General features: G+C 69.8%; 17 protein-coding genes and 1 tRNA gene. 13 read left to right on the top strand and 5 right to left on the bottom strand.

Going from position 1 to position 22,761, the window contains the following annotated elements:
* Positions 1 to 48: 48 nt before the first annotated feature.
* Positions 49 to 1,818 (bottom strand): lytic transglycosylase domain-containing protein, encoded by a 1,770-nt coding sequence (locus STRBO_RS0129120; RefSeq protein WP_005478044.1) that lies wholly within the window; start codon positions 1,816 to 1,818, stop codon positions 49 to 51.
* Between the two features lie 398 nt (positions 1,819 to 2,216).
* Here STRBO_RS0129120 and STRBO_RS0129125 point away from each other — a divergent pair, with 398 nt between their 5' ends.
* On the top strand, positions 2,217 to 3,068 hold the full coding sequence (locus STRBO_RS0129125) for a DUF4184 family protein (RefSeq protein ID WP_020115230.1): 852 nt from the start codon (positions 2,217 to 2,219) through the stop codon (positions 3,066 to 3,068).
* Positions 3,069 to 3,562: 494 nt separating this feature from the next.
* On the opposite strand, the gene polA is transcribed toward STRBO_RS0129125, so the two are convergent.
* Positions 3,563 to 6,289, bottom strand: a complete 2,727-nt coding sequence (polA, locus tag STRBO_RS0129130) for a DNA polymerase I (RefSeq protein WP_020115231.1) — start codon at positions 6,287 to 6,289, stop codon at positions 3,563 to 3,565.
* 345 nt (positions 6,290 to 6,634) lie between these two features.
* Here polA and STRBO_RS0129135 point away from each other — a divergent pair, with 345 nt between their 5' ends.
* The 9 genes from STRBO_RS0129135 to STRBO_RS0129175 all read left to right on the top strand — a co-directional run bounded on the left by STRBO_RS0129135 (position 6,635) and on the right by STRBO_RS0129175 (position 16,606).
* Complete coding sequence (locus tag STRBO_RS0129135) at positions 6,635 to 8,914, top strand: FdhF/YdeP family oxidoreductase (RefSeq protein ID WP_005478051.1); 2,280 nt, start codon at positions 6,635 to 6,637, stop codon at positions 8,912 to 8,914.
* A gap of 67 nt (positions 8,915 to 8,981) precedes the next feature.
* Positions 8,982 to 9,470: a PaaI family thioesterase gene (locus tag STRBO_RS0129140; RefSeq protein WP_005478053.1), complete on the top strand. Its 489-nt coding sequence runs from the start codon at positions 8,982 to 8,984 to the stop codon at positions 9,468 to 9,470.
* A gap of 81 nt (positions 9,471 to 9,551) precedes the next feature.
* Positions 9,552 to 9,956, top strand: coding sequence for a hypothetical protein (locus tag STRBO_RS0129145; RefSeq protein WP_202498783.1), 405 nt, complete (start codon positions 9,552 to 9,554; stop codon positions 9,954 to 9,956).
* Positions 9,953 to 10,585: a hypothetical protein gene (locus STRBO_RS0129150; RefSeq protein WP_028796904.1), complete on the top strand. Its 633-nt coding sequence runs from the start codon at positions 9,953 to 9,955 to the stop codon at positions 10,583 to 10,585. The genes STRBO_RS0129145 and STRBO_RS0129150 overlap by 4 nt, the downstream gene beginning before the upstream one ends.
* Before the next feature lie 280 nt (positions 10,586 to 10,865).
* Positions 10,866 to 12,095: a branched-chain amino acid ABC transporter substrate-binding protein gene (locus STRBO_RS0129155; RefSeq protein ID WP_005478058.1), complete on the top strand. Its 1,230-nt coding sequence runs from the start codon at positions 10,866 to 10,868 to the stop codon at positions 12,093 to 12,095.
* A gap of 113 nt (positions 12,096 to 12,208) precedes the next feature.
* Positions 12,209 to 13,141, top strand: coding sequence for a branched-chain amino acid ABC transporter permease (locus STRBO_RS0129160; protein WP_005478060.1), 933 nt, complete (start codon positions 12,209 to 12,211; stop codon positions 13,139 to 13,141).
* Between the two features lie 5 nt (positions 13,142 to 13,146).
* A complete protein-coding gene (locus tag STRBO_RS0129165) occupies positions 13,147 to 14,976 on the top strand; it encodes a branched-chain amino acid ABC transporter permease (protein ID WP_005478062.1) in 1,830 nt (609 codons plus the stop codon).
* A gap of 5 nt (positions 14,977 to 14,981) precedes the next feature.
* Entirely contained in the window at positions 14,982 to 15,893 is a 912-nt protein-coding gene (locus STRBO_RS0129170) for an ABC transporter ATP-binding protein (RefSeq protein WP_005478064.1), read from the top strand.
* Complete coding sequence (locus STRBO_RS0129175) at positions 15,890 to 16,606, top strand: ABC transporter ATP-binding protein (RefSeq protein ID WP_005478065.1); 717 nt, start codon at positions 15,890 to 15,892, stop codon at positions 16,604 to 16,606. Before STRBO_RS0129170 ends, STRBO_RS0129175 begins: the two co-directional genes overlap by 4 nt.
* A gap of 85 nt (positions 16,607 to 16,691) precedes the next feature.
* On the opposite strand, the gene STRBO_RS0129180 is transcribed toward STRBO_RS0129175, so the two are convergent.
* Complete coding sequence (locus STRBO_RS0129180; protein WP_005478066.1) at positions 16,692 to 17,345, bottom strand: ANTAR domain-containing response regulator; 654 nt, start codon at positions 17,343 to 17,345, stop codon at positions 16,692 to 16,694.
* Between the two features lie 98 nt (positions 17,346 to 17,443).
* Between STRBO_RS0129180 and STRBO_RS0129185 the strand changes: the two genes are divergently transcribed.
* Both STRBO_RS0129185 and STRBO_RS0129190 read left to right on the top strand, forming a co-directional pair.
* Positions 17,444 to 17,518: transfer RNA gene (locus STRBO_RS0129185), tRNA-Leu, on the top strand.
* A 106-nt stretch (positions 17,519 to 17,624) separates the two neighbouring features.
* A complete protein-coding gene (locus STRBO_RS0129190; RefSeq protein ID WP_020115232.1) occupies positions 17,625 to 18,368 on the top strand; it encodes a helix-turn-helix domain-containing protein in 744 nt (247 codons plus the stop codon).
* A 4-nt stretch (positions 18,369 to 18,372) separates the two neighbouring features.
* Here the strand turns inward: STRBO_RS0129190 and pyk are convergent, their stop codons facing one another.
* The gene (gene pyk / locus STRBO_RS0129195) at positions 18,373 to 19,809 is read right to left on the bottom strand and encodes a pyruvate kinase (RefSeq protein WP_005478069.1); all 1,437 of its coding nucleotides are present in this window, start codon (positions 19,807 to 19,809) and stop codon (positions 18,373 to 18,375) included.
* Between the two features lie 146 nt (positions 19,810 to 19,955).
* Positions 19,956 to 20,675: an SIMPL domain-containing protein gene (locus STRBO_RS0129200; RefSeq protein ID WP_005478071.1), complete on the bottom strand. Its 720-nt coding sequence runs from the start codon at positions 20,673 to 20,675 to the stop codon at positions 19,956 to 19,958.
* Positions 20,676 to 20,863: 188 nt separating this feature from the next.
* Here STRBO_RS0129200 and STRBO_RS0129205 point away from each other — a divergent pair, with 188 nt between their 5' ends.
* Entirely contained in the window at positions 20,864 to 22,675 is a 1,812-nt protein-coding gene (locus STRBO_RS0129205; RefSeq protein WP_020115233.1) for a 5'-nucleotidase C-terminal domain-containing protein, read from the top strand.
* The last annotated feature ends 86 nt before the right edge of the window (positions 22,676 to 22,761 follow it).

The raw sequence follows: 22,761 nt of genomic DNA on the forward strand, positions 1-22,761 counted from the left end.
CCCTCGGGAGAGGGACGCCGCCGTGGCCGTAGGCGCGGTGGGTGCCGGTCAGGACGCGTCGGCGCTCGGTGTCGCGGGCACGTCCGATCCGGTCGGCTCGGCCGTGGCGGCGGGCGCCTCCACCTTCAGTTCGAGGGTGAGGGTCGCGCCGCCCTCGGTCTGGATGCGGAGCAGGAACGTGCCGGTGGTGTCGTCCGCGTACAGCTTCGGGAGCTTGAGGACGCCGCCCGCGTCGGTCTCCAGGGCGAAGGTGCGCACGGGCTTGCCGTCCGCACCCTCGAAGTAGGGGCCCTTGTCGTTCTCGGTGGCGTCGAGGAGCGAGGTCACGAGGGTGGCCGTGGCGGCGACCTTGTCCGCGATCTCGCCCCGGTAGGTGGCCTTCACCTCGATCCGCTCCGCGAACTCGCCGCCCGCGACACAGGTCAGCGCGGTGGTGCCGACGCGGGTGAGGGCGTCGGCCCGGCGGGCGGTGACGGTCGCCTTGTGGTCCAGGGCGGCCACGGTGCGGCCCACGACGGTGGTGCGGATCGTGAGGTCGCCGGTCTTCTCACCGGCCACGAGCGCGGGCGCGGTGGCCTTGCCCGTGCTGTCGGTGAGGACGGTCGCGACCTTCTCGCCGCCGGTGAAGGTGGTGTCCGTGCCGCCGACGACGGTGAAGCGGACCCGCACCTTCGCCACGGCCTTGCCCGCCTTGGTCTCCGTGCGGGCGGCGAGCTTGCCGGTGAAGGTGTCGCCGGCCATCGCGGTGAGGCTCGCCGCGCCCGCGTTCTCCAGGTGGTGCACCGAGTCGGTGGGCGTCCCCGGCGGCTTGGGCGGGTTGGTGGTGGGCGGGGGCGGGGTGGTGCCGCTGCCCGGCTCGCTCGGGTTCGGCTCGGGCGTCTTCGGCGGCGTGGGCCTGGGCTTCGGCGTGGAGCCACCGTTGCCGTTGCCGGTGTTGTTGCCGGTCCCCGTGCCCGTGTTGCCGCCGGTGCCGGTGTTGTTGCCGGGGCCGCTCGGCGTCTGGGGCAGGGAGCCGGTGCCGTCCGGGATCTCGTGGGTGCCCTTGCGGTAGTGCGCCAGCCACGACATGACGGTGTTGTAGTACTCCGTCGAGTTGTTGTAGCTGAGGATCGCGCTGCGCAGGTTCGCGTCGTTCGACAGGTCCCAGTCGAAGCGGCACAGGTAGTGGCCGGCGGCGAGGGCGGCGTCGTAGACGTTGTTGGGGTCCTTGGCGCCGTCGCCGTTGCCGTCGCGGCCCGCCCACTCCCAGGTGGACGGGATGAACTGCATGGGGCCGACCGCCCGGTCGTGCTTGCTGTCGTCGTCGTACGCGCCGTTGTCGGTGTCGCTGATGTTCGCGAAGCCGTTGCCGTTGAGCTGGGGGCCGAGGATCTTGCCGATCGTCGTGCCCTCGGCGTCGACACGGCCGCCACTGGCCTGGCCGGACTCCACCTTGCCGATGGCGGCGAGGAGTTGCCAGGGCAGGTTGCAGCCGGGCTTGGACTCGCGCAGGGAGGCCTCGGCCTTCTTGTACGCGTCGAGGACGGTCGCGGGTATGCCGCTCTCGGAGGCGCCGGTCGTGCCCGGGCCGCCGTCCGGACCCGTGGTCGGGGTGGGGCTGTCGAGCGACGGCAGGTCCGTGTAGTACCGCGAGTTGCCCGAAGCGGTCTCGTCGGCCTGTGTGCTCATCTCCGGCGAGGGCGAGCCCGCGGTCTGTCTGCCCGCACCGTCGGTGGTCACGCCCGGGGCCTGGGAGGCGGCGAGCGCCGCCACCGTGGCCGCGGCCAGGGCGGTCGTGGCCGCCCCCTTGCGGAGCCTCAAACCGAACTGCGCCGCCATTGAGCGAACCCCTCCCCGGTGGTCGAACGCGTCAACGTTCATTTCGCTTACTGCCGTGTATTACCGCTTCTTGACGTCTCGGGCGTTTTTCCGGTTTCGGCGAACCGGCTTTCCCGCACAGGTACACCGACTCCGGAGTTCCGGTCTTGGTTGCCCTGTCCCGGCATTCCTTTTCCAGAACTCCGGCGGCCAACCCACCGAACGGGGCGACGACCCAGGCGACCCTACGACAACTCCCGCCGCCCGGACACCCGTTCGCGCCCGATATTCACCGATTGGCCATATCGATTCACTGTCACGCGAGCGCCCTTCGGACAGGCGGGGACAGGTCACGCATACTGGCCACCGGTCATCGCCGGGCCGACACGTCCGGCCAAAGTCCGTCACAGGGGGACGACTTGCCCTTCACGCTCAGCCACGCGGCCGCCGTGCTGCCCGCCCTGCGGGCGAACGGGACCGGGCGCGGGCCCCTGGTGCCGTCGGTCCTCGTCGCCGGTTCGCTCGCGCCCGACATGACCTACTACGTGGCGAGCGTGCTGCCGGAGGCCATGGAGTTCGGCGACGTCACGCACTCCTTCGCCGGGGTGTTCACCGTCGACGTCCTCGTCACCTGGGCGCTGGTCGGACTGTGGCTGCTGCTCCGCGAGCCGCTGGTCGCCCTGCTGCCGAGGGGACGGCAGGGGCGGGTGGCCGCGCTGGTGCGCTGCGGGGCGGGAACGCGGCCGTTCAGCCTCTCGCTGGCCCTGTGGTGGTACGTCTGCGCCGCCCTCGGCTCGCTGACCCATGTCGTGTGGGACGCCTTCACCCATCTCGACCGGTGGGGGATGCGGCTGCTGCCCGTCCTCGGCGAGGAGATCGCGGGCTCGCCGCTCTACTGGTACCTCCAGTACGGCGGCTCCGCCGTCGCGGCGGTCGTGATCGCCGTCTTCGTCGTGGTGGCCCTGCGCCGGCAGCCCGTGGTCGAACCCGTGGGCGTGCCCGTGCTCTCCGCGGCCGACCGGTGGGTGGCGGGCGCCGTCATCGGGGGCTGCGCGCTGGTCGCGGCCGTGCAGCGGGTGGCCCGCTGGTGGGCGCACTGGGGGTCGGTCGCCAAGCCGTACGAGGTGATCCCGACCGTGTGCTTCGGAGCGGGCGCCGGGCTCGTGGTCGGCGTGCTCCTCTACGGCGTCGGCGTCAGGGCGCGGCGCCCGGCTCCCGCCGCTGCGGCGCCCGCGGTGGACGCGGAGGCGGACAGCTCGGTCCGCCGCTGACCGCCGGACGCCGGGCCGGGGTGCCGCTGGGGAAGCGGGGCCTGGCGGCGCGGGCGGCGTACGGGGGGACGTGCCCGAGGAGGGCCGCCAGGGGGTGGGTCAGCGGCCAGGGGTAGAGGCTGTGCGGCCGCCGGACGCGTGGGCGGGCCCAGGGGGCCCGGGTGAGGCGGGTTCGCACCCCTGACAGGCGGGTGGCAGCTGTCGCTGTACGGCGGCGGAGCGTGCGTATGCCCATGCGGGCATCCTTACGGCTGGGCGCTGCCGGGGGCCTCCTGGTGTGGGCCGGATGGGTGATCACCGGGACGGTTCTCGGGGGCGGGTTCCATCGGCGGGTGCGGGGCCATGGGGGTTCTGTCGGCGGGTGCGGGCCCATCGGCGCGGTTCCGTCGACGGGTGCGGGGCCGGTGGGGGCTTGTCGCGCAGTCCCCCCGCGCCCCCTGGAAGGCAGGGGCTGCGCCCCTTGCCTGCCAGGGGCGCAGCCCGGCCGTGGTCGGCTAGTGGGCCGCCGACTCCCAGTCCGGGCCGTGGCCCACCGAGACGTCCAGCGGGGCCCTCAGGTGGACCGCGTCGGCCATCTCGTGGCGCAGGAGCTGCTCGACGCGGTCGCGTTCGCCGGGGGCGATCTCCAGGACGATTTCGTCGTGGACCTGGAGGAGCATGCGGGAGGCGAGACCGGCCTCGTCCAGGGCGCGGCCGACGTTCAGCATGGCGATCTTGACGATGTCGGCGGCGGTGCCCTGGATCGGGGCGTTGAGGGCCATCCGCTCGGCGGCCTCGCGACGCTGCCGGTTGTCGCTGTTGAGGTCGGGCAGATACCGCCGGCGCCCGAACAGCGTCGCCGTGTAGCCCGTCGCCCGCGCCTCGTCCACGACCCGGCGCAGATAGTCCCGTACGCCGCCGAAGCGCTCGAAGTACGCGTCGATCAGGGCACGCGCCTCACCCGCCTCGATGTTCAGCTGCTGGGAGAGGCCGAACGCGGACAGCCCGTAGGCCAGGCCGTACGACATCGCCTTGATCTTGCGGCGCATCTCCGCGTCCACCGCCGACTGCTCCACACCGAAGACCTGCGCGGCCGCCGTGGTGTGCAGGTCCTCGCCGGAGGTGAACGCCTCGATCAGGCCTTCGTCCTCGGACAGGTGTGCCATCACCCGCAGTTCGATCTGGCTGTAGTCCGCCGTCATCAGCGACTCGAAGCCCTCGCCCACGACGAAGCCGCGCCGGATGGCCCGGCCCTCGTCCGTGCGGACCGGGATGTTCTGGAGGTTCGGGTCCACGGACGACAGGCGGCCCGTGGCGGCGACCGTCTGGTTGAACGTGGTGTGGATGCGGCCGTCCGCCGCGACGGTCTTGATCAGGCCCTCGACCGTGACGCGCAGCTTCGCCTGCTCACGGTGGCGGAGCATGATCACCGGCAGTTCGTTGTCCGTCTGGCCGGCGAGCCAGGCCAGGGCGTCCGCGTCCGTGGTGTAGCCCGTCTTCGTCCGCTTGGTCTTGGGCAGGCCGAGCTCGCCGAAGAGGACTTCCTGGAGCTGCTTGGGCGAGCCCAGGTTGAACTCGTGCCCCGCCGCCGCGTGCGCCTCCTTCACCGCCTGCTGCACGGCGCCCGCGAACATCTGCTCCATGGCCTCCAGGTGGGCCCGGTCCGCCGCGATGCCGTGGCGTTCCATCCGGGCCAGGAGCGCGGAGGTGGGCAGCTCCACGTCCCGCAGGAGGTCGGCCGCGCCGACCTCCGCCAGACGCTCGCCGAACGCCACGCCGAGGTCGAGGATCGCGCGGGCCTGCACCATCAGCGCGTCGGCCTCGGCGCCCTCGTCCGCCCCGAAGGCCAGCTGGCCGTCGGCCGTGGCGGCGGGGGCCAGCTCGCGGCCCAGGTACTCCAGGGTGAGCGCGTCCAGGTCGAAGGAGCGGCGGCCCGGCTTGACGAGGTACGCGGCGAGGGCGGTGTCCATGCCGACGCCCTCGACGGTCCAGCCGTGCTCGGCGAAGACCCGCATCGCGGCCTTGGCGTTGTGGAACACCTTCGGCTTGGCGGTGTCGGCGAGCCAGGCCGCCCACGCGGTCTCGTCCGCCTCGTCCAGCTCGGTCGGGTCGAACCAGGCGGCCGCTCCCCCGGCCGCGGCGAGCGCGATCTCCGCCACCGAGCCCGCGCCGAGCGCCCAGGTGTCGACCGTGGCGACGCCGAGGATCTCCGTGCCGTGCTCGGCGAGCCAGGGGGCCACCTCGCCGGAGCCGAGGACCGTGCCGTCCACCTCGACGCCGGGGGCGGCCGGCTGACCGGCGTCCGCCTCCTCGGCGCCCGGGTCGACGGCCAGCAGGCGCTCGCGCAGCGACGGGTTGCGGATCTCCAGGGTGTCCAGGACCATCGCGACGGCCTTGCGGTCGTACGCGGCGCGCTCCAGGTCGGCGACGCCCTTGGGCAGTTCGACGGTGCGCACCATCTCGGTGAGGCGGCGGTTGAGCTTGACGGCCTCCAGGTGGTCGCGGAGGTTCTGCCCGGCCTTGCCCTTGACCTCCTCCACGCGCTCGACGAGATCCGCGAACGAACCGAACTGGTTGATCCACTTCGCGGCGGTCTTCTCGCCGACGCCGGGGATGCCGGGGAGGTTGTCCGACGGGTCACCGCGCAGGGCCGCGAAGTCCGGGTACTGGGCCGGGGTGAGGCCGTACTTCTCGAACACCTTCTCCGGGGTGAACCGGGTCAGCTCCGAGACACCCTTCGTCGGGTAGAGCACGGTGGTGTGCTCGCTGACGAGCTGGAAGGAGTCACGGTCACCGGTGACGATGAGGACCTCGAAGCCCTCCGCCTCGGCCTGGGTGGCGAGGGTGGCGATGATGTCGTCGGCCTCGAAGCCGTCGACGGCGAAGCGGACGGCGTGCATCGCGTCGAGCAGCTCACCCAGCAGCTCGACCTGGCCCTTGAACTCGTCCGGGGTCTTCGAGCGGTTCGCCTTGTACTCGGTGAACTCCTCGGAGCGCCAGGTCTTGCGGGAGACGTCGAACGCGACCGCGAAGTGGGTGGGGGCCTCGTCGCGCAGCGTGTTCGCCAGCATCGACGCGAAGCCGTAGATCGCGTTGGTCGGCTGGCCCGTCGCCGTCGTGAAGTTCTCCGCGGGCAGCGCGAAGAACGCGCGATAGGCCAGCGAGTGCCCGTCCATGAGCATCAGCCGCGGACGGCTGCCGCCGGGGGTGCTGTCGGTCTTCTTCGATCCAGTCTCTGCCACGAACCCGATCCTGCCACGTACCACTGACAGCCGGACCCCAGGGACGTGACGGGGGACCGCTCCGGGCGAGGACGACCGGTTCGGCACGGGGGAATGTGACCGGTTGCGCCTGCCGGACCGGCGGCCGGCCCTCCGCCCTCGGCACCGCAGAGGAGGGGGCGGGGCGACCCAGTGCGCCGCGTGCTCGCAGCCGTACGCCCTTACGCCGAGGACACCTTGGACACCCCTCATCCGCGCCCCCACCGCCGGCCACCCCACCACTCCGTTCACCGGCGCTGACACGTGCGAGGATCGAAGGCGTAGCCTCACGCCTGAACAGCACGTGTATGCGAATGGGGAGCAGCCATGGCCGGCAAGGCGCCGAAGAGTGATCCGGTTCAGGACGCGCCGCAGGTCGCGGAGCCCAAGCATGCCGCGGCGGGCCTGCCGGCGATCGGGCACACGTTGCGGATCGCGCAACAGCAGATGGGTGTGAAGCGGACCGCGCTGACGCTGCTGCGGGTCAACCAGAAGGACGGCTTCGACTGCCCGGGCTGCGCCTGGCCGGACCCGGACCACCGGCACGCCGCCGAGTTCTGCGAGAACGGCGCCAAGGCCGTCGCCGAGGAGGCGACGCTGCGCCGGGTCACCCCCGAGTTCTTCGCCGCCCACACCGTGGCCGACCTCGCCACGCGCAGTGGTTACTGGCTCGGCCAGCAGGGGCGGCTCACCCACCCCATGTACCTGCCCGAGGGCGGCGACCGGTACGAGCCGGTGACCTGGGAGCGCGCCTTCGACATCGTCGCCGAGGAACTGAAGGCACTCGCCTCTCCCGACGAGGCCCTCTTCTACACCTCGGGCCGCACGAGCAACGAGGCCGCGTTCCTGTACCAGCTTTTTGCCCGCGAGTTCGGCACGAACAACCTGCCGGACTGCTCCAACATGTGCCACGAGTCGTCGGGCTCCGCGCTGTCCGAGACCATCGGCATCGGCAAGGGCAGCGTCCTGCTGGAGGACCTCTACAAGGCCGACCTGATCGTCGTCGCCGGGCAGAACCCGGGGACGAACCACCCCCGGATGCTCTCCGCGCTGGAGAAGGCCAAGGCCAACGGCGCGAAGATCATCACCGTCAACCCGCTGCCCGAGGCCGGCCTGGAGCGGTTCAAGAACCCGCAGACCCCGCAGGGCATGTTCAAGGGCGCCGCCCTCACCGACCTGTTCCTGCAGATCCGCATCGGCGGCGACCAGGCCCTGTTCCGCCTCCTCAACAAACTGATCCTGGAGACCGAGGGCGCGGTCGACGAGGAGTTCGTCACCGGGCACACGCACGGCTTCGAGGAGTTCGCCGAGGCCGCCCGCGCCGCCGACTGGGACGAGACGCTCACCGCGACCGGCCTCACGCGCGAGAAGATCGACGAGGCGCTGCGCATGGTCCTCGCCTCGAAGCGGACCATCGTCTGCTGGGCCATGGGCCTCACCCAGCACAAGCACTCGGTGCCGACCATCCGCGAGGTGGTCAACTTCCTTCTGCTGCGCGGCAACATCGGCCGCCCCGGCGCGGGCGTCTGCCCGGTGCGCGGCCACTCCAACGTGCAGGGCGACCGCACGATGGGCATCTTCGAACGGCCCGCCCCGGCCTTCCTGGACGCCCTGGAGAGGGAGTTCGGCTTCGCCCCGCCCCGCGAGCACGGCTACGACGTCGTACGGGCCATCAGGGCCATGCGCGACGACAAGGCGAAGGTCTTCTTCGCCATGGGCGGCAACTTCGTGTCGGCCTCCCCCGACACCGAGGTCACCGAGGCGGCCATGCGCCGCGCCCGGCTCACCGTGCACGTGTCGACGAAGCTGAACCGCTCGCACGCGGTCACGGGCGCGCGGGCCCTGATCCTGCCCACCCTCGGCCGCACCGAGCGTGACCTCCAGGGCGGCGGCGAGCAGTTCGTGACCGTGGAGGACTCCATGGGCATGGTGCACGCCTCACGCGGCCGGCTGGAGCCCGCGAGCGGGCAGCTGCTGTCCGAGACGGCCATCGTGTGCCGGCTGGCCCGCCGGGTGCTCGGCGAGGACAGCCGTACGCCGTGGGAGGAGTTCGAGAAGGACTACGCGACGATCCGCGACCGCATCGCGCGCGTGGTCCCCGGTTTCGAGGACTTCAACGCGCGCGTGGCCGACCCCGCCGGCTTCGCCCTCCCGCACGCCCCGCGCGACGAGCGGCGCTTCCCCACCGCCACCGGCAAGGCCAACTTCACGGCCGCGCCCGTCGAGTACCCGCGGCTGCCCGAGGGCCGCCTCCTGCTGCAGACGCTGCGCTCGCACGACCAGTACAACACCACCATCTACGGCCTGGACGACCGCTACCGGGGGATCAGGAACGGCCGCCGGGTCGTCCTGGTCAACCCCGAGGACGCGCGCGCGCTGAAGCTCGCGGACGGCTCGTACGTGGACCTGGTGAGCGAGTGGCGGGACGGCGTGGAGCGCCGGGCCGACGGCTTCCGGGTGGTGCACTATCCGACCGCCCGCGGCTGCGCGGCCGCCTACTACCCGGAGACCAACGTCCTGGTGCCGCTGGACGCCACCGCCGACACCAGCAACACCCCGGCCAGCAAGTCCGTCGTGATCCGTCTGGAACAATCGTCGACCGACTGAGCGTTTGCTCAGGTGCCGGCACCCGACCCCGCCGGCGGCACTTTCGATCGAGGACGGACGGAGCCCCATGGGCGAGCAGCACCACGCGAAGTTCCCGCAAGAGGTCATCGACGAGTACGCGGCCCTCGGCATCGACCTGGTGGCGATGTTCTCCGCGGGACATCTGGGCACGCGGATGGGCGTGCGGATCGTGGAGGCCTCCGCGGACCGGGTCGTCGGCACGATGCCCGTGGAGGGCAACACCCAGCCGTACGGCCTGCTGCACGGCGGTGCGTCCGCCGTGCTGGCGGAGACGCTCGGGTCGGTCGGCTCCATGCTGCACGCGGGCAGCTCCAAGATCGCCGTGGGCGTCGACCTGAACTGCACCCACCACCGGGGTGTGCGGTCCGGGCTGGTGACCGGTGTCGCCACCCCGCTGCACCGGGGGCGCTCGACGGCCACGTACGAGATCGTCGTCAGCGACGAGGACGGCGAGCGGGTCTGCACGGCCCGCCTGACCTGCCTGCTGCGCGACGCCCCGGCGGCCCCGGGCGAGCGGACGGGGACGTCCGGCTGATGCGTGCGGGCGGGGGCCGGGCCGGGGCGGGGGCGTTATCGCCTCTGGTCCCGCAGGGCGCACAGGCCCTAGCGTCGGGGCATGGCAACGGCAAGAGCACCCTGGCCGCGCGTGGCGCTCGGGCTCGCGGTGCTGACCGGCGTCCTGGCCACCGGGTGCGCGGCGCCCGGCACCACGGGCGGACCGGCGTCCGCGCGGAGCGGCGGCTCGCCGTCCCCGTCGGCCACCCCGCGCGAGGAACTGTGCGCGAAGATCGTGTCGTACTGGTCGCGGCAGGTGCTCGACAGCGGCACCTACGGGGACTACCAGTCCATGGGGCTCTCGAACGGGCAGTACGAGATCCTGCGGGCGGTCGTGGACGCGGCACGGGCCGAGCGGCGGCGCACGGGCCCGAGGGCCGCCGACCGGCTGATCGGCCGGCGGGCCCGGACGGACTGCGAGACGTGGTACCGCTCGGGCGGGCCGGGCGGGGGACCCTGGCGGTGAGCGGGATCGGCCCCGTCGAGCCGGGCGAGGGCACCTGGGACGGCTCCGAGGCGGACGCCGCGGGCGTGCCCGATCCTCCCCGCGGGGGCGCGCAGGCGTACGCCCGCCATCGCCGCGCCGTGCTCACGGTGGCGACGGCCCTCGCCCTGCTCACGGGCGGCGGCTACCTGTACGCCACCCGCCCCGAGCCCGCCCCGCCGCCCGAGCCCGCGGCCCCGCCCTACCCCTCCCAGGCGGTCGGCGTCAGCTATCTGGGCCGGGTGACCCAGCCCGCCGGGTCCCCGCGCACGAGGTTCGGCTTCGAGGTGGAGTTGCGCGTCCTGTCCGGCCCCCCGGTCACCGTCGAGCGGATGACCCAGCCCTACGCGGGTCTCACCCTGCGGACGGATCCGCGCACTCCGGTACGGATCGGGACGGACCGGCCCCGAAGGATCGTCGTCACCATGCGCGTCACGGAATGCCGGAAAGCGCCCGAGAACCCCGGGCTCCCTTTCCTGGACGTAACTCTACGTAATACGCGTGCAATAGAAGCGCACAGTTTCATGCTGGGCGAGCGCTACGCGCGGGACCTCTCCGACGCCCTCCAAGTCGCCTGCAGCAACGATTCCGCGTCAGCACCAAAAGGTTGAACACTCCTGAACCTACCCGCGTCGACCCTGCACGTTCTCACTATGTGGACAGGGCGAATCGGTCCGAATTCCGCGCATCCACCCACTGAGTACCGCTCTGCATTACCTCGTGTCATAACAAGAGCGTCACAGCCTTGGTCAGACTCTCCTACACATTCCCTACACCCGCTTAGAGTCACGGCCAGTCACCGCGCCACCGGAATCGAAGTCACGTCTTCGGCCCAGCGCTCGACTCGGCCCCTTTCAAACAGGAAGGGCCGTGCCAGGGAAAGGACTGATCGTGCGTCAACGTTCGCTCATAGCCATCACCGCCGCGCTGGCGGCGGGAGCACTCACTCTCACCGCCTGTGGTTCGCGCGACGAGGACAAGGGCGGCTCGGACACCGGCAGTGGCACCACTGTCGTCATCGGCGTCGACGCCCCGCTGACCGGTGATCTGTCCGCGCTGGGCCTCGGCATCAAGAACTCCGTGGACCTCGCCGCCAAGACGGCCAACAAGGACAAGTACGTCGAGGGCGTCACCTTCAAGATCGAGGCGCTCGACGACCAGGCGCAGCCCTCCTCGGGCCAGCAGAACGCCACCAAGCTCGTCGCCGACAAGAACGTCCTCGGTGTCGTCGGCCCGCTGAACTCGTCCGTCGCCGAGTCCATGCAGAAGGTCTTCGACGACGCCAAGCTCGTCGAGGTCTCCCCGGCCAACACCAACCCGGCCCTGACCCAGGGCCCGGACTGGCAGAAGAGCAAGGTCCGCCCGTACAAGTCGTACTTCCGCACCGCGACCACGGACGCCATCCAGGGCCCGTTCGCCGCGCAGTACGTCTTCAACGACGCGAAGAAGAAGAAGGTCTTCGTCATCGACGACAAGAAGACCTACGGCGCCGGCCTGGCCGCCACCTTCTCCGCGGAGTTCAAGAAGCTCGGCGGCAAGGTCGTCGGCACCGAGCACATCGACCCCGAGACCAAGGACTTCTCCGCGGTCGCCACCAAGGTCAAGTCCTCCGGCGCCGACGTCGTCTACTACGGCGGCGAGTACCCCCAGGCCGGCCCGCTCAGCAAGCAGATCAAGGCCGCGGGCGCCAAGGTCCCCGTCGTCGGCGGTGACGGCATCTACAGCGCCGACTTCATCAAGCTGGCCGGCGCCAGCGGCACCGGCGACCTCGCCACCTCCGTCGGCGCCCCCGTCGAGGAACTCGCCTCCGCCAAGGAGTTCGTCGCCAACTACAAGACCGAGGGCTACAAGGAGGCCTACGAGGCCTACGGCGGCTACTCCTACGACTCGGCCTGGGCCATCATCGAGGCCGTCAAGAAGGTCGTCGAGGACAACGACGGCAAGCTCCCCAGCGACGCCCGCGCCAAGGTCACCGAGGCCGTGCAGAACGTCTCCTTCGACGGCGTGACCGGCAAGGTCTCCTTCGACGAGTACGGCGACGCCACCAACAAGCAGCTCACCGTCTACGCCGTCGAGGGCGGCGAGTGGAAGGCCGTCAAGTCCGGCACCTACTCCGGCTGACCCTCACCCACACCCATCCCTGAGCCGCGCGGGGCGCCGCACCACTGGCGCCCCGCGCGGACTCGCATCCGGTCAACATCCCTCGATATATCCGAAGTCTCGGAGGACATGCGGTGAACGAACTGCCGCAGCAGCTGGTCAACGGCCTGCTACTGGGATCCATGTACGGGCTGGTCGCCATCGGCTACACGATGGTCTATGGCATCGTCCAGCTCATCAACTTCGCCCACGGTGAGATCTTCATGGTGGGCGGATTCGGCGCCCTCACCATGTACCTGTACGTGCTGCCCGACGGCACGTCCATGTGGGTGGCGCTGCCCCTCATGCTCATAGGCGGCGTACTCGTCGCCGTGCTCGTCGCGGTCGGCGCCGAACGATTCGCCTACCGCCCCCTGCGCACAGCACCACGCCTCGCGCCCCTCATCACCGCCATCGGCCTCTCCCTCGCCCTCCAGCAGGCGGTATGGGCCTGGTACCCCAACGCCCGGTCCGCGATCACCTTCCCCCAGATCGAGGGCGGCCCCTTCGAGATCGGCAGCGTCACCATCCAGACCGGTGACATCTTCCTGCTGCTCGCCGCCCCCATCAGCATGGCGATCCTCGCCTACTTCGTGATGAAGACCCGCACCGGCCGCGGCATGCAGGCCACCGCGCAGGACCCCGACACCGCCAAGCTCATGGGCATCAACACCGACCGCATCATCGTGGTCGCCTTCGCCCTCGGCGCCGCCTTCGCCGCCGTCGGCTCCGTCGCCTACGGCCTCAAGTACGGCGAGGTCCAGTTCCGCATGGGCTTCATCCTCGGCCTGAAGGCGTTCACCGCGGCCGTCCTCGGCGGCATCGGCAACATCTACGGCGCCATGCTCGGCGGCCTGGTCCTCGGCGTCGCCGAAGCCCTCTCCACCGCCTACATCTCCGACATCCCCGGCATGGACCAGTTCGGCAGCCAGTCCTGGGCCAACGTCTGGGCGTTCGTACTCCTCATCCTCGTCCTCCTCGTCAGGCCACAGGGCCTGCTCGGCGAGCGCGTGTCGGACAGGGCGTGACACCGATGACCACACAGACCACCGCACCCCTGGCCACCGGCGAGACCACCGCCGCCGGCACCCCGACCCGCCTCGTGGGCATCCCCCCGCACCTCGGCCGCGCCCTCGCCACCGGCGGCGGAGCCCTCGCCATCGTCTCCACCTTCATGGCCTGGACGTGGACCTCCGCCTTCCCCGGCGACCTCACCGTCTACGGCTACCCCGGCGGCCTCCAGGTCCTCGTCCTCATCGGCGGCGCCCTCACCACCCTCCTCGGCCTGTCCTCCTACGGCATCAAGGGCCTGCGCTGGCTGACCCCCGCGGGCGCCGACAGCGCCCTCAAACTGGCCGCACTCGGCGCCTTCGCCACCGCCTGGTACACGATCATCGCGATCAGCACCAAGCTCGGCGGCGTCGTCAACCTGGAACCCGGCGGCTGGATCGCGGGCATCGCGACCCTCGTGGCCCTCCTCGGCGCCCTCTCCCTGCCCTACGCACGACCGGAGACCGAGCCCGGCGACCCCGACGACACCGGCTGGGACCAGTTCCGCCACAAGGCCCGCCAACAGCGGACCGTCGTCAAGGGGGCCTTCGCCTCCGGCACCGCCACCCCCGCGCGCCAGCTGCCCGCGTACGCCGAGATCCTGATCATCGTCGCCGCACTCGCCCTCGGCCTCACCGTCTTCACCTACGGCATCGGCACCGAGTACGACGAACTGTTCATCGGCTTCCTCATCACCGCCGGCTTCGGCTTCGGCGCAGCCGCCAAGGCCGGCCTCGTGGGCCGGATCTCGGCGCTCACCGCCAAGCACCGCAACGTGACGATGATCGGCGCGTTCGTCGCGGCCGCCGCCTTCCCCTTCACCCAGTCCGACGACCAGTACGCGACGATCGGCGTCTACATCCTGATCTTCGCCACCGTCGCCCTCGGCCTCAACATCGTCGTCGGCCTCGCCGGCCTCCTCGACCTCGGATACGTCGCCTTCCTCGGCGTCGGCGCCTACACCGCGGCCATGGTCTCCGGCTCCCCCTCCTCCCCCTTCGACATCCACCTGCCGTTCTGGGCCTCCGCCATCCTCGGCGCCGCCGTCGCCATGATCTTCGGCGTCATCATCGGCGCCCCCACCCTGCGCCTGCGCGGCGACTACCTCGCCATCGTGACGCTCGGCTTCGGTGAGATCTTCCGGATCACCGTCCTCAACATGGACGGCACCTCCGGCCCCGACATCACCAACGGCTCCAACGGCATCTCCTCGATCCCGAACCTCAACATCCTCGGGTTCGACTTCGGCCAGGAACACACCTTCCTCGGCTTCACCATCGCCCGCTTCGCCAACTACTTCCTGCTGATGCTCCTCATCACGCTGGTCGTGGTCGTCGTCTTCCGGCGCAGCAGCGACTCCCGCATCGGCCGCGCCTGGATCGCCATCCGCGAGGACGAGACCGCCGCCCTCGCCATGGGCATCAACGGCTTCCGCGTCAAGCTCATCGCCTTCGCCCTCGGCGCCGCCCTCGCCGGCCTCGCCGGCACGGTCCAGGCCCACGTCACCTACACCGTGACACCCGAGCAGTACCAGTTCGCCGCGGTCGTCCCGCCCAACTCGGCCTTCCTCCTCGCCGCGGTCGTCCTCGGCGGCATGGGCACCATCAGCGGCCCGCTCGTCGGCGCCGCACTGCTCTACCTCATCCCGTCCAAGCTCCAGTTCCTGGACGACTACCAGCTCTTCGCCTTCGGACTCGCGCTCGTCCTCCTGATGCGCTTCCGCCCGGAGGGCCTCATCCCCAACCGGCGCCGCCAGCTCGAATTCCACGAAGAGGCCGAAGCGCCCGCAGTGCTCAGCAAGGCAGGGGCCTGACCACCATGACTACCGACACCACCACCAAGGACACCGCCCCCGGCTCCAGCGCCGCCGGCGAGACCGTCCTCGACGCCCGCGGCGTCACCATGCGCTTCGGCGGCCTCACCGCCGTACGCAACGTCAACCTCACCGTCAACAGCGGCGAGATCGTCGGACTGATCGGCCCCAACGGCGCCGGCAAGACGACCTTCTTCAACTGCCTCACCGGCCTCTACATCCCCACCGAGGGCGAAGTCCGCTACAAGGGCCAGGTCCTGCCGCCCAAGTCCTTCAAGGTCACCGCGGCCGGCATCGCCCGCACCTTCCAGAACATCCGTCTGTTCGCCAACATGACGGTCCTGGAGAACGTGCTCGTAGGACGCCACACCCGCACCAAGGAAGGCCTCTGGTCCGCCCTCCTGCGCGGCCCCGGCTTCCACAAGGCCGAGAAGGCCTCCCGCGAACGCGCCATGGAACTCCTGGAGTTCGTCGGCCTCGACGCCAAGGCCGAACACCTCGCCCGCAACCTGCCCTACGGCGAACAGCGCAAGCTCGAGATCGCGCGCGCCCTCGCCAGCGAGCCCGGCCTGCTCCTCCTCGACGAGCCCACCGCCGGCATGAACCCCCAGGAGACGCGAACCACCGAAGAACTGGTGTTCGCCATCCGCGACCAGGGCATCGCCGTCCTCGTCATCGAGCACGACATGCGGTTCATCTTCAACCTCTGCGACCGCGTCGCCGTCCTCGTCCAGGGCGAAAAACTCGTCGAGGGCGACAGCGCCACCGTGCAGGGCGACGAGCGCGTCGTCGCCGCCTACCTCGGCGAACCCTTCGAGGACGCACCCGGCCAGGACGAGGTCGCCGAGGTCGAAGCCGCCGAAGCGAACGCCGAGCCCACGACGGACACCGTGCCCGGCAAGGAGAACGACCGATGACCGCACTGCTCGAAGTAGAGGACCTCCGGGTCGCCTACGGCAAGATCGAAGCCGTCAAGGGCATCTCCTTCAAGGTCGACGCCGGCGAAGTCGTCACCCTCATCGGCACCAACGGCGCCGGCAAGACCACCACCCTGCGCACCCTCTCGGGCCTCCTCAAGCCCGTCGGCGGCCAGATCAAGTTCAACGGCAAATCGCTCAAGAAGGTCCCCGCGCACGACATCGTCGCGCTCGGACTCGCCCACTCCCCCGAGGGGCGGCACATCTTCCCGCGCATGACCATCGAGGACAACCTCCGCCTCGGCGCCTTCCTGCGCAGCGACAAGCCCGGCATCGAGAAGGACATCCAGCGCGCCTACGACCTCTTCCCCATCCTGGGAGAGCGCCGCAAGCAGGCCGCCGGCACCCTCTCCGGCGGCGAGCAGCAGATGCTGGCCATGGGCCGCGCGCTCATGTCCCAGCCCAAGCTGCTCATGCTCGACGAACCCTCCATGGGCCTCTCGCCGATCATGATGCAGAAGATCATGGCGACCATCGCCGAACTGAAGTCCCAGGGCACCACGATCCTGCTCGTCGAACAGAACGCGCAGGCCGCGCTCTCCCTCGCCGACCAGGGCCACGTCATGGAGATCGGCAAGGTCGTCCTCTCCGGCACGGGCTCCGACCTGCTGCACGACGAGTCGGTCCGCAAGGCCTACCTCGGCGAGGACTGACCTCCCGCCGCACACGACGAGGCCCGCACCCCCTTTCCGTCAGGGGGTGCGGGCCTCGTCGTACAGCCCGCGTACGGCGCGGGGATCAGCCCTTCGCGGCCTTCTTCTCATCGGCGTCCTGGATGACCGCCTCCGCGACCTGCTGCATCGACATCCGGCGGTCCATCGACGTCTTCTGGATCCACCGGAACGCGGCCGGCTCCGTCAGCCCGTACGCCGTCTGCAGAATCGACTTCGCCCGGTCCACCAGCTTGCGCGTCTCCAGGCGGAGGGTGAGGTCGGCGACCTCCTTCTCCAGCTCCTTCAGTTCCGTGAACCGCGACACGGCCATCTCGATCGCCGGCACGACGTCACTCTTGCTGAACGGCTTCACCAGATACGCCATCGCACCGGCGTCCCGGGCCCGCTCGACAAGGTCACGCTGCGAGAAGGCGGTCAGCATCAGAACGGGCGCGATGCCCTCCTCGGCGATCTTCTCGGCGGCGGAGATGCCATCCATCTTGGGCATCTTCACGTCCAGGATCACGAGATCCGGCTGATGCTCCCGGGCCAGCTCGATGGCCTGCTCCCCGTCACCGGCCTCGCCCACGACGGAGTAGCCCTCCTCTTCGAGCATCTCCTTCAGGTCGAGACGGATCAAGGCCTCGTCCTCGGCGATGACGACACGGGTCGTCAGCGGAGGCACATGCGACTTGTCATCGTCGTCGGCGACGGGCTGGGGCGACTCGGGGGCGGTCACGGGGGGCTCCTTGTCCGGGGCAGGTACTGCTGACATGAGGGTACCTAGCTGCGATATGGTGGTCAGGCAGCGGGTCGAGGTAAACCTTCGATTCACGAGCCCCGGTAGCCCAATTGGCAGCAGGCAATGGATTCAAAACCCATACAGTGTCGGTTCGAGTCCGACTCGGGGCACTTTTCCTTTGATTCCAAGGTCACCATTCAGAAGCGGATGTTCACGTTCTCGTGAACGTCCGCTTTCTGCTGCATGCGGACGCGGCGAGTAACACAGAGTGGCCGCATGTACGACATCAGCACACGCAAGCGAGCACTCATGTTGGTCGTTCAGGGGCGCAGCCTCAACTCCGTGAGCCAGGAAACGGGCATCTCCCGAGCCGCCATCCGCGCCTGGCAACAACGCCTGGAACCCCTGCCTCGCATGGCGCCCACCGATCCAGGCCCACCAGCGGATGATGGCGCGTACTCCTATCTGCTGGGCCTCTACCTGGGCGACGGCTGCATCAGCGCCCACCCCCGCAGTGGCTACTACCTACGCATCGCCTGCGCCGACGCATGGCCCGGTCTCATGGAACAGTGCCGCGAGGCCATCACGAACGTACGCCCCGGTACCGGTGTCTACCTCCTCCAGAGGGAGGGCTGCACGATGGTCACCAGCTACTCCCGACACTGGCCCCTCCTCTTCCCCCAGCACGGCCCCGGCAAGAAGCATGAGCGCGCCATCGCTCTCGACCCCTGGCAGCAGGCCATCGTCGGCAACCACCCCTGGGACTTCATCCGCGGCCTCATCCACTCCGACGGCTGCCGCATCACCAACTGGACGACCCGCCTGGTCGGCGGTGAGCGCAAGCGCTATGAATACCCCCGTTACTTCTTCACCAACATGTCGGGCGACATCATCCGGCTCTTCACGGACACGCTGGACCGAGTGGGCGTCGATTGGAAACTTGCGAACGCCCGCAACGTCTCCATCGCCCGCAAAGCCTCCGTCGCCCTCATGGACACCCACGTAGGCCCCAAATACTGACCCCCTACTTCGAACCGCCGCCCTCCCCGATGCGGTGCACCCGCACCATGTTCGTCGTGCCCGCCACCCCCGGCGGTGAGCCCGCCGTGATCACCACCACGTCCCCCTTCCCGCAGCGGCCGTACCTGAGCAGCAGTTCGTCCACCTGGTCGACCATCGCGTCCGTGGAGTCGACCCGGGGCCCGAGGTAGGTCTCCACGCCCCACGTCACGCTCAGCTGAGAGCGCGTCGCCGGGTCCGGGGTGAAGGCCAGGAGCGGGATGGGCGAGCGGTAGCGGGAGAGGCGGCGGGCGGTGTCGCCGGACTGGCTGAAGGCGACCAGGAACCTGGCGTCGAGGAAGTCGCCGAGTTCGGCGGCGGCGCGGGCCATGGCGCCGCCCTGGGTGCGGGGTTTGTTGTGCTCGGTGAGGGGTGGCAGGCCCTTCGCCGGCAGCTCCGACTCCGCCGCCGCGACGATGCGGCTCATCGTGCGGACCGTCTCCACCGGGTACTTGCCGACGCTCGTCTCGCCGGACAGCATCACCGCGTCCGTGCCGTCGAGGACGGCGTTGGCGACGTCGCTGACCTCGGCGCGGGTGGGCCGGGAGTGGTGGATCATCGAGTCGAGCATCTGGGTGGCGACGATGACCGGCTTGGCGTTGCGTTTGGCGAGCTTGACAAGGCGCTTTTGGATCAGGGGGACCTGTTCCAGGGGCATTTCGACGCCGAGGTCGCCGCGCGCGACCATGATGCCGTCGAAGGCCGCGACGATCTCCTCGATGGCGGCCACCGCCTGTGGTTTCTCGATCTTGGCGATGACGGGGAGGCGGCGGCCCTCCTCGTCCATGATCTGGTGGACGCGTTCGATGTCCCGGCCGGAGCGGACGAAGGACAGGGCGATGATGTCGAAGCCGGTGCGCAGGGCCCAGCGGAGGTCTTCCTCGTCCTTGTCCGACAGGGCGGGGACCGAGACGGCGACTCCGGGCAGGTTGAGGCCCTTGTGGTCGGAGACGATCCCGCCCTCGATGACCTTGGTGCGGACGCGGGGGCCGTCGACCGCGGTGACTTCGAGGGTGACTTTGCCGTCGTCGACGAGGATGTGTTCGCCGGGGGTGAGGTCGGTGGCGAGGCCGGCGTGGGTGGTGCCGCAGCCTTCGCTGTTCCCGGTCGCGCCGTCCTCGACGCTGATGGTGAAGGTGTCGCCGCGTTCGAGGAGTACGGGGCCTTCGGTGAAGCGGCCGAGGCGGATCTTCGGGCCTTGAAGGTCGGCGAGGGTGCCGACGCTGCGGCCGGTCTCGTCGGCGGCCTTGCGGACGTGCTGGTAGCGCTCGTCGTGTTCGGCGTGGTCGCCGTGGCTGAGGTTGAAGCGGGCGATGTCCGTGCCGGCCTGGACCAGTGCCTTGATCTGGTCGTACGAGTCGGTGGCGGGCCCGAGGGTGCAGACGATCTTTGCTCGGCGCATGGTGCGAGCCTAGGGCTTACCGGCCGGTAGCGAGGTGGTGGGGGTTGACTACTCAACGGCCTTCGGGTGAGGGGTATTTGACAAGTAGTCATCAGAATCTGAAGGGGCCCCGGCCGGGTGGGGGCCGGGGTGTCCCGGGTGTCAGGTCACAGTCGTGGGGGCTGCATGGTGAAGCGTGCGTTGACCTGTGCGTAGACGTGTTGGCGTTGGGGTTCGAGGTCGAGGGGTGGGGCGTCGGTGTCGTCGGCGCTCTTGGCTCGGGCGGAGCGCATGAGGCCGCCGGGGGCTGCGGGGCGGAGGGGTTGGGGGGCTTCGGCGCCGATGTCGGCGAGTTCGACCAGGGCGGCGAGGGTGGTGCCGAGGGCTTCGGCGTATTCGCGGGCGCGCTGTACGGCTTCTTTCACTGCCTGTTGTCTGGCCTGTTTGTGGGCGGGTGAGTCGGGGCGGAGGGACCACCAGGGGCCGTCGACGCGGGTGAGGTCGAGGTCGGCGAGGCGGGTGGTGAGTTCGCCGAGGGCGGTGAAGTCGGTCAGGTCGGCGGTGATGTGGACGCGGCCGTGGTAGGCCTGGATGCGTTCGCCTCGGCCTTTCTCCTTGAGTTCGGGGGTGAGGGAGAAGGCGCCGGTCTCCAGTCGTTCGACGGCTTGGCCGTAGGTTTTGACGAGGTCGAGGACGGTGGTGTTGCGGCGGGTGAGGTCGTCGAGGGCGGCGCGCCGGTCCTTGCCGCGGGCGAGGACGGTGACTGTGATGCGGGCTATCTCGGGGTCGACTTCGAGGCGGGCTTCGCCGCGGACGGCGATGCGGGGTGCGTCGGGGGTGCCGTAGGGGACGGCTGCGGGTGCGGCTTCCTCTGCACTGGTGGTCATACGCCCCACTCTGTCACCGATGGCCTGGTGGCAGGGGTGCGCAGGTCACCAGATCGCAACCTGTGGGGTCTGTTGCGTGGGGGGTGGTGCGGGTCAGAATCTACGCGCGTCGTCACCTTTGGGTTGTGTTGCGTCGCCCATGGTCTACGCGCGTTGAGATCCGCCCGTTCCTCCGAGGAGTACCCGAGATGCCCTTGAACCGCCGGAAGTTTCTGAAGAAGTCGGCCGTGACCGGTGCGGGCGTTGCCATCGCCGGTTCGGCCATGGCTCCGAGCGCGCAGGCGGCGGAGGCGAAGGCCACCGGCCGGAAGAAGGACACCGACCGGTACAGCTTCACCGTGATGGGGACGACCGACCTGCACGGCAACGTCTTCAACTGGGACTACTTCACGGACAAGGAGTTCGACGACAAGGCGCACAACGACGTCGGTCTGGCGAAGATCTCCACGCTGGTGAACCGGATCCGCAAGGAGAAGGGCCGTCGGAACACGCTGCTCATCGACGCGGGCGACACCATCCAGGGCACGCAACTGTCGTACTACTACGCGAAGGTGGACCCGATCACCGCCAAGGGTGGTCCGGTGCATCCGATGGCGCAGGCGATGAACGCGATGGACTACGACGCGGCGGCGCTGGGCAACCACGAGTTCAACTACGGCATCCCGGTGCTGCGCAAGTTCCAGAAGCAGTGTCGTTTCCCGCTGCTGGGTGCGAACGCGCTGGACGCCAAGACCCTGCTGCCGGCGTTCCCGCCGTACAGCATGCACCGGATGCGTACGCCGCACGGGCCGGATGTGAAGGTGGCGGTGCTGGGGCTGACGAACCCGGGTATCGCGATCTGGGACAAGGCCAATGTGCAGGGGAAGATGACGTTCCCGGGTCTGGAGGAGCAGGCGGCGAAGTGGGTGCCGAAGCTGCGGTCGATGGGTGCGGACGTCGTCATCGTGTCGGCGCACAGCGGGTCGTCGGGGACGTCGTCGTACGGTGATCAGCTGCCGTACATCGAGAACGCGGCCGGGCTGGTGGCCGAGCAGGTGCCGGGGATCGACGCGATCCTGGTGGGGCACGCGCACACGGAGATCCCGGAGTACTTCGTCACCAACAAGGAGACCGGCAAGCAGGTCGTGCTGTCGGAGCCGTTGAAGTGGGGGCAGCGGCTGACGCTGTTCGACTTCGAGATGGTGTGGAGCAAGGGCTCCTGGAAGCTGGAGAAGGTCGGCGCGCAGGTTCTCAACTCCAACACGGTGGAGGAGGACCCGAAGATCGTGTCGATGCTCGTGGACGAGCACAAGGAGGTCGTGGCGTACGTCAACCAGATCATCGGGACGAACGCGGCGGAGATGACGTCGGTGGAGGCGCCGTACAAGGATGTGGCGATCATCGATCTGATCAACCACATCCAGGCGGACACGGTGAAGCAGGCGCTCGCCTCGACCGAGTACGCGTCGCTGCCGGTGTTGTCGCAGGCGGCGGCGTTCTCGCGGAGTGCGGTGATTCCGGCGGGGAACGTCACGATCCGGGATGTGGCGGGTCTGTACGTCTTCGAGAACACGCTGGAGGCGCGTCTGATGACGGGTGCGCAGATGAAGGCGTATCTGGAGTTCTCGGCGAACTACTTCGTGCAGACGGCGGCGGACGCGGTGATCGATCCGGCGAAGCTGACGAACGCGAACGGGACGCCGGACTACAACTACGACGCGGTGAGTGGTCTGTCGTACGAGATCGACATCGCGAAGCCGGCGGGGTCGCGCGTGTCGAACGTGCGGTTCGAGGGTGCGGCGCTGGCGGACGACCGGCAGTTCGTGTTCGCGGTGAACAACTACCGGGCCAACGGCGGCGGCAACTTCCCGCATGTCGCCGCGGCGAAGATGGTGTGGTCGAACTCGGACGAGATCCGTAACACGATGATCGCGTGGGTGAAGGCGAAGGGGTCGATCGACCCGGCGGCGTTCGCGTCGGTGGACTGGAAGCTGACGCGGAACGGTACGCCGGTCTTCTAGTACGGGAAGTACGGGACGGTGGGTGTCGCCGTCGTCGAGGTCGTCGCGGGTGCGGATGCGGGGTGGGTGGTCCGGGTCCGCGACGG

The sequence above is a fragment of the Streptomyces bottropensis ATCC 25435 genome, from assembly GCF_000383595.1.
Lineage (GTDB): Bacteria > Actinomycetota > Actinomycetes > Streptomycetales > Streptomycetaceae > Streptomyces > Streptomyces bottropensis.